6 protein-coding genes are annotated in these 7559 nt (G+C 41.5%); all 6 read right to left on the bottom strand.

Going from position 1 to position 7559, the window contains the following annotated elements:
• Positions 1–120: 120 nt before the first annotated feature.
• Complete coding sequence (locus FPZ45_RS24180; protein ID WP_144707229.1) at positions 121–1791, bottom strand: hypothetical protein; 1671 nt, start codon at positions 1789–1791, stop codon at positions 121–123.
• A 752-nt stretch (positions 1792–2543) separates the two neighbouring features.
• The gene (locus FPZ45_RS24175) at positions 2544–2834 is read right to left on the bottom strand and encodes a hypothetical protein (RefSeq protein ID WP_144707228.1); all 291 of its coding nucleotides are present in this window, start codon (positions 2832–2834) and stop codon (positions 2544–2546) included.
• Positions 2835–2948: 114 nt separating this feature from the next.
• The gene (locus FPZ45_RS24170) at positions 2949–5651 is read right to left on the bottom strand and encodes a hypothetical protein (protein ID WP_144707227.1); all 2703 of its coding nucleotides are present in this window, start codon (positions 5649–5651) and stop codon (positions 2949–2951) included.
• 183 nt (positions 5652–5834) lie between these two features.
• On the bottom strand, positions 5835–5975 hold the full coding sequence (locus FPZ45_RS24165) for a helix-turn-helix domain-containing protein (RefSeq protein ID WP_246120577.1): 141 nt from the start codon (positions 5973–5975) through the stop codon (positions 5835–5837).
• Between the two features lie 569 nt (positions 5976–6544).
• On the bottom strand, positions 6545–6886 hold the full coding sequence (locus FPZ45_RS24160; protein ID WP_144707226.1) for a hypothetical protein: 342 nt from the start codon (positions 6884–6886) through the stop codon (positions 6545–6547).
• Positions 6887–7001: 115 nt separating this feature from the next.
• Positions 7002–7559, bottom strand: a 558-nt coding sequence (locus FPZ45_RS24155; protein WP_222430812.1) for a hypothetical protein, incomplete at its 5' end; no start/stop codon positions are given.

Below are 7559 nucleotides of genomic sequence, written 5' to 3'. Positions count from 1 at the left end.
CGACGGAGAACGCATTCCACCAATCAATATGTCCCGCCATTTCAAGTTAAATCTCTTGAATGACGTTAGGATAATGGGTTTTCGAGGGTCTTTCTTTATGTCCACTTTTTCGATGCAAGGTCAATCATCTAATGCAGCATTAGTTCGGGAAAAGGCCCTCTGATCTGCATGACTTCCAGAACTAACAATCGATCTCGCAAGAGATGAGAGATAAGCCACGCCGACTCCAGCTCCGATTAAATTAAGCGCATCCTGATTCAGGCCAAAGAGCTTCGGGTCAGTGTGACTATTTCCCGCCTGTAAATCATCCAATTTCTGGCTGTTTACGTATATACTCGCAACTCCAATAGAGATATCTAGCGCAGCCAGCAGGATTGAAGTACCTCCTGTTGGTATCGCCATGATAAGTGCGATTATCCCCATTGCTTTATTAAACTCTGCCCAGTAGATTTGGTCTGCCAATCCGATTTCCACGTATGTATATCGAGAATAATATTTGGAAATGTCGATTGTTTTGCTGAGGTAGTCCGGCTTTAGTGGAATGACATGTTCCAACGCATAGTTATCCCTTTCTTCCTGCAGCCTCGCCCTCTCTTCGGGATCTTGGGGGGTAAATTGCGCGATGATGCCTTTCATGATTTCCGTCATTTTACTGAACTGCGTATCATACTCTTTTTTAGCTTCCGCAAGTACCGCATTTACGATGGGGTTTTTAGGTGTTAGGTGTTCTTTTACGTCGTTAATCTTATCCTTAAAAAAAGTCGACTCTGTTTTTAACCCCCGCGCTTCTCTTATCTTTCTTTGTTCGGTTTCATACTGCAACATTCTTCTTGTGTTATATTGCTCATACTGCATATTATAATTGTTTTTATAAATCCTTATCTCTTCCTCTTTCTCCTTGTCGCTTTTATTGTCTTTGGCAGTCACGAATACATACTTGTTCTGATAGTTCGTCCGAAGCTCCGTTTCATCAAGCGCCCCCATCATAGAACGTGCTTTTTCCTTCGCCCCAGGATCATGAGACGCTTCCGCTGCAATCTTTTCTCTAAACGCCTTTTCATCTACATTTTTGGATTTTATCCCGTAGAATTTATAGGCTTCAAACTCTTCGAACGCTATCTCGTTATTATTTCGTTTATCTTCATACTCCTGAGGTAGTCTGTTTATCAATTCTTGATCAATATATAATTCCATTAACTCTTCGTCCGTCAATAGATCTACGAAGGGCAGTTCTACCTTCTTAAATTGGACATTGCCACTCTGAATTCCGACCTTGTCATGTTCAATGACAATCCTGTTTTCTTTATCACTTAGAAGAGTTATGCTGCTTAGCGCTTTCATCCTAATCAGTTCAACTACTGCTTCCTTGCTGCCCAGCCCCAAGTTATTTATCGCCATCACTAAGAGGCTTGTATCCGCCTGAACTTTGATATCGTTCTGATCCAAATGAATTCGGACGGTCCCCTTCTCGAACAGCACGCCATCTTCACCTAGCTCCATCTTTGCTGCCCCTGGCATGTGGAACACTTTCGTAGTCGGCTTCTGGAATACCGTTCGAGATTTCATCTCTTCGCTGCCGCCACGGGTGGAATTCACCGCGATCGCTTTCTTCTCAATTCCATTTGGAAAATAGACTTTGATCCGAGCCCCTTCATCCGGCATGCAGTGGAAGATGTTGTTACCCTCCGGAGAATAAGGAAACCACCAATTTCCCTGGTCATCATGATCGTCATCAATATCCAGGTGAACCTTTACCATGTTGTTCGCCCGTTTGATGACTCTTCCTTCCAAAGAAACGCCTTGGATTGCCTTGTTCAGGCGGGATTTCCTTCGAAGGGACTTCCTCTTAACTAGTACATAGGTATACTTGATAGTGCCTCTCTCATAGGTAATGACCGACTCGGTGATGACCCGTACTGTCTTTTGAACCCTACATTCTCTCCGACCTGAAAATACTGATTAGACATGACACGGTAGCTCATCCAGTCCTTCTCTGACAAGGGATCGGTGTTTCCTCCGGTAACTTGAGCTTGATAGCGAAGGTAGCTATCCCGGTCTTGATTCATCGAGTAACTATATGCCTTAAGCTCTTTACCCCAAGAAAAATCCGGAACACCAAAATAAACCCGTGCCGCATCCAACGCAACATCGGGTAAAATTACGGTTCCGACTTACGGTTGATTTCAAAAAACTGTGAGAAAACGAAAACAATCATGGTGGTGTCTGACCATAACGACCTGCTTCGTATATAGGAATAGCTTAATTTAGGTTACAGAATTAAAGCATTTGATGTGCGTACAAGCAAAATCCCGAAATCTTCACACGGGTATTATATTGGTTAATTCTGCTTCTACTTAGCCGCCCGATTCTTCCGGCTCTGGGTGGGGTCTACTTATCAACAAACTGCGTCGAGAAAAAGCCACAATACAGTTGGCTCGTATTGTGGCGTTGTTGATTTTTGTATTCTTGCTTTTGAAGTTATAAACATATTTATACAAAATAATTCTTGACAGACTCATTGACTCACACTACGGCGCTTAGCACTAATAAAGACTAAAATCACGCTTATCAAGGTTATGTTCATCAATAAATCTTTGTATTTCCGATACTATTCTTCCCTCATTAATACTAATATCAAAAAGAAAACCTTTTCTTCCAGAGATATCCCTAATATGTGTTGGCATATCCCAGTATTCCATATCATCTTCAAACTGCATTAAGCTAAGCATTGACCAGATGTTCTTACCCTTTTTTTCAACAAATACAATATTACTTTTTTCATCGAAGTTTTGTACAATTATTTCTATCAATTGATCTATTTTTTCCACCTCCAAATTTTATTTTATTCCATACAAATGAATATAATCATCGTACAATCCACAAACAGCATCCATTCCAGCATATGTACTCATTGTTTCTCAATTACTTTCTCCCATGAGCCATATTTTTCAAGCCTGATCAGCAGAAAGACCGAATACATTTCCATAATTTTCTATATTACTTGCAACTGCTTTATTATAACCTTCAATATTTCCTCTATCAAGATAACTTTGCAATCTATTTTGATTCCGTGTCATATTTACAGCTCTTGCAATTTCCTCTGTAGACTTCCCTTCTCTCCTCATATTTCCAACGATATTATATATTGCTTCATTATCTTTATGATATTTTAATCTCGCCTCTCTTGCCTTTGCTACAACTTCTGGATTTGTCCAGTCATATTCGGAAAATTTACCTATCCTAGGAGAATCAGGTTTGGGAGAAAATCCATATACCGCGTTAGGGTCTTCAATAATATCAGCAGCGGCTTTAGGATTATCCATAGGATTGTTCTTGTACGTAAACTTAACTTTTCCCGACTTCAGTTTCGGCATACCCGAACCATTAGCCGAGCGCTCCGCTACCTCATCTAAAAGCTTCTTCTCTGATTCCCAATAGGCTTTAATCTTAGACGCATCTCTTGTAGCTTCGCTTACACGAAGAGCCTCCAAAACACGTTTTCTTATTGCATCATCTGTTATGTTGAAAACAACTTCATCACCATATTTCAACTCATCCAACGCGAATGACTTGCGCGTAAAGGCTGACAGATCTCCTTGTCTAATCGCGGCGGTTCGAGCTGCGCCGACTAAGTAAACCGGTATCAACCCAAGCCCTATTAGATTCACAACGTCTTGATTGATTCCACCTATACTTGGATCTGAATCAATGATACCATCGAGCAGGTCATTCCGTTTCTCATTACTAAGGTACATCGTTGCAGCCCCTAAGGCCATTTCAGCAGCGATAAGAAGAAGCGATGATCCTCCGGTAGGTATCGCTAATAAAACCGCTATTGCTCCAAATAAGAAATTGAGTTCTGCCGCAGATATTTGTTTAGCAACCTCAATATTGTAAAATGAAAAACGTGAAAAATAGGCCGAAGTATCGATAGTCTTACTTAGGTAGTTAGGTTCCAACGCTGACCATTCATTGGACTCGGATCTAGATTCGCTTTCACTGGCAGGATTTGTATGACTACTATTCTCGTATTTATCATACACATTATAATTACCTTGTTTATCGTAGATCTTATTCCCTTGCTGTTCTTCGTAAATTAATCTCCTTACTGCATCATACTCGTCATAACTTTTTTTATAATTCGCTTTATACTGATCTTTCTCTTCCTTTTTTTCCTCCGTGCTTTTTCCCTTTTGCTCCGCAATGCTTTCTGCATTCTGCTGTTTCTGATAGAGTTTTCTTAGCTTAGAATCGTCGAAATCTTCAGTCATCATTAATTTCGCTTTTCCTCGTGCATAAGGATCACTATTTACCTGTTTTTCAACTTGACTTGTAGCTTCCTTGCGTATTTTCTCCGCGGCTCCAGGGCCATAATCCAGCCCTGGTGGTGGAAGACCTCGGTTGCCCCCTAACGATTTCACTCTGTCAGTAAGTCTCCTACTGTACTCCTTTTCAATCAGTTGACTGATGTATAACTCCAACAATTCTTCACTAGTCAGCAGATCGACAAAGGGGGCCTCGACTTTCTGGAAATTTATAGTACCGTTTCTAATACCTACCTGATCTCTTGCAACGACAATCATGTGTTGCTGATCCAGAGTTAGAAGCGTTATACTCTCTCTCGCTCTTAATCGGATCGATTTCACAGGGGCTTCCCTACTGCCAAGTTCAACACTGTTGCCCGCAGACACGAATAGACTCGTATCGGCACTTACGTGAATATCGCTCTTATCTAAGTGAATTCGAACAGTTCCCTTCTCGAACAGAACGCCGTTATCCCCAAGCTCCATCTTGGCTGCGCCTGGCATGTGGAACACTTTCGTTGTCGGCTTCTCGAATACGGTTCTAGAGTTCATCTCTTCGCTGCCGCCACGAACTGAATTTACAGCAAATGCTTTCTTTTCGATGCCATCCGGAAAATAGATCTTTATGCGTGCACCTTCATCAGGCATACAATGAAAGATATTATTGCCCTCTGGCGAGTAAGGAAACCACCAATTACCTTGCTCATCGTGCGCATCATCGATGTCCAGATGTACTTTCACCATATTATTTCCGCGTTTTAACACTCGTCCATCTAACGCCACGCCTTGAATGCCCTTATTCAGACGAGATTTCCGACGAATCGATTTTCGCTTAACTAGCACGTAGTTGTACTGAAGCGTGCCTTTTTCATAGACAATCTCCGATTCGGTAATAAGCCACGTCTGTCCTTTGAACTGGACAGTATCTCCGACTTGACAGTATTGTTCTGTCAGTACCCGATAACGGACGAAATCAGATTCTAGGAAGGTGCCCGGATTCTCCGCATTAGCCATGATATCCATGTACGTGCCACGGTCTGTCTGCATCGTATACCGCTTGGCGTTTATTACCGTCCCCCACTTCAAGTCTGGGACACCGAAATAAATACGTGCAGCATCCATAACAACGTCAGGCAAAATAACCGTACCTAACCTTGAAGCAAGCCGCTTCATAAACTGCCAATCCGTCTCCTCGTATTGGATGATTAGTTCCCCGATAGCAGCCTCGGGTGTCGTTGCTTCATTTTTCGCGTCTCCCCCTGAATACTCCTTCGCTAGTTGTTCTATGAGATGCGTATAGGTTAGTTGCTTATTTTGATACGAACGGCTCTTCGGTGTACGATCCATCGCATATGAACGTGAAAATAGCTGTCTTACCTTCTGCTAGCTTCCGTTGGTAAGACTCGTACATAAGCGGATTTCGCTGTCTCTTGTTGCTTCCTTCTGCTACTTGGATTTGCTGAACCGCTAGGTTGTGGAAGATGCTATTTAATGCTCGATTACCTTGTCCACTCGCTTGGCTGACCAGAATCAGTTTTTCTCTGCCAGTTTTACGATATATCGTTCCACAGATTTGGAACTGCATCCAACATTTCGGGCAATTATTTCAATGGTGGGGTAGCATTGGCTCTGGTCGCTCGCTCTCCTTGGAAACTTTGTCCATGTACGCATTAGCTGCTTTGTTATTCTTGGTCAACCAGAAGTCGTTGTACTTCGTTTTACTCTGTAATCCCTTCCTTCATGTGCTGTTATGCCGCCACTCGGCGGCTATGGAGTAAGGACGGCGGCTAGCCTAAAACGTATCCTTTCCTGTATGTGTTGACTGGTCGTCACCAGATTGTTCGTTCACGATAATCATCGCGGCATGTATTCCATTCGTTGCGGACAATTTGCGGATAAGTCCTGACAATATTAATTGTCGTGCTATCCACCCTAGAGGATGCGATATACTACCTTCTCATCTTCCCTATCGTAGTGGCGTATTTTTCAGTTGCGATTGATTTCAAAAAACTGTGAGAAAGCGAAGATAACAAAAAACAGGTCAATCATGGTGGTAACTGACCATAATCGACCTGTTTGATGTATCGGCAGAGCGTTATTTAGGTTATAAATTTAAAGCATTTGTTGTGCGTACAACCGAAATCGAGAAATCTTCATACGGGTATTACATGGGGTAAGTCTGTTATTGGTTGAATGATGAGTTCATTCGGTACTGGGTAGCCCATATTACGTGTACATTCTCAATAGTTGTACTTATTTTCTATTTTTTCAATTATATCCCAATCTATCCCATCTTCAAGTTCAACATCTATCTCTTCTAGCAGTTTAAAACCCTCTTGCTCGATTCCTTCGTCATGCCCATGTAATTCAAAATATCGTTCTTTAAACTGCACGAACCAAAAATAAACACTATAATAAATACTTGGTTTGTCCAAAGGTATTGAGTTAGCATTTTTCTTTAAAAAAGAATAGCGTGATAACAACTCATTCAAGTGGACATCATCAATGTTTTCATTGTAGAACTGTCTCAGCTTATCACCAGAAATAAACTGTTTTACTTCGTCTTCTTTTAAAATTTTCATATACAACACCTAACCTTTACTCAGGGTAGTATTTTACAATAATATCGATATTCTTAGATTTAAATAGATTTGTCAATTGCTTCACAGCCTCTGCATCAGAAACTAACCATTCTACCTAATAACCTGCGGCTAATGCTGACTCTTGCTGTCTTAATGCCTCCTGCAATACCTTATCTTTTGCGTATTGCGGTAGATCATCTACATGATAAAACGATTTCGGCTTAATAATATGCTTGCCATCTTGCAGAACATTACCTGCAAGGTTTTCAAACTGAACATAACCCCCATTAGGATGAGGTAAGTAATAACTTTCGTTATTAGGATTTATCTTCAACTCGTAGCCATCTACTCTTGGATTACTTTGAGGTATTCTTTCTCCAAAGAATCCTTTACCGTATGGTCGTGCATTAATGTCATTGATGCCCCACTTAATCTTTGTATCATACTTACCAACTTCACCTATCCCCTCAATTCGCGGTTGTGGTTCTAGTTTTGGCGCTGGTATTGGTTCTGGTTTTGGTATTCCCACACCCTCAAGCCTTCTCAATTCCGCAATCTCTTCAAGAGCAACCACATTGCGAGTGTTTACGAATTTATCGGATAACTTCAGTATACCGTGTTTGGCCAGCATAGATAAACTGACTACTCCCAGTATGATCCCCATGTTGTTAAG

This window comes from Cohnella terricola (assembly GCF_007786475.1).
Lineage (GTDB): Bacteria > Bacillota > Bacilli > Paenibacillales > Paenibacillaceae > Cohnella > Cohnella terricola.
This window is presented reverse-complemented; position numbering and strand designations above follow the sequence as displayed.

Coding starts and splice junctions, on each gene's coding strand:
- FPZ45_RS24170 (WP_144707227.1), bottom strand. CDS start 5,651: ATGGATCGTACACCGAAGAGCCGTTCGTATCAAAATAAGCAACTAACC.
- FPZ45_RS24160 (WP_144707226.1), bottom strand. CDS start 6,886: ATGAAAATTTTAAAAGAAGACGAAGTAAAACAGTTTATTTCTGGTGAT.
- FPZ45_RS24165 (WP_246120577.1), bottom strand. CDS start 5,975: ATGCGTACATGGACAAAGTTTCCAAGGAGAGCGAGCGACCAGAGCCAA.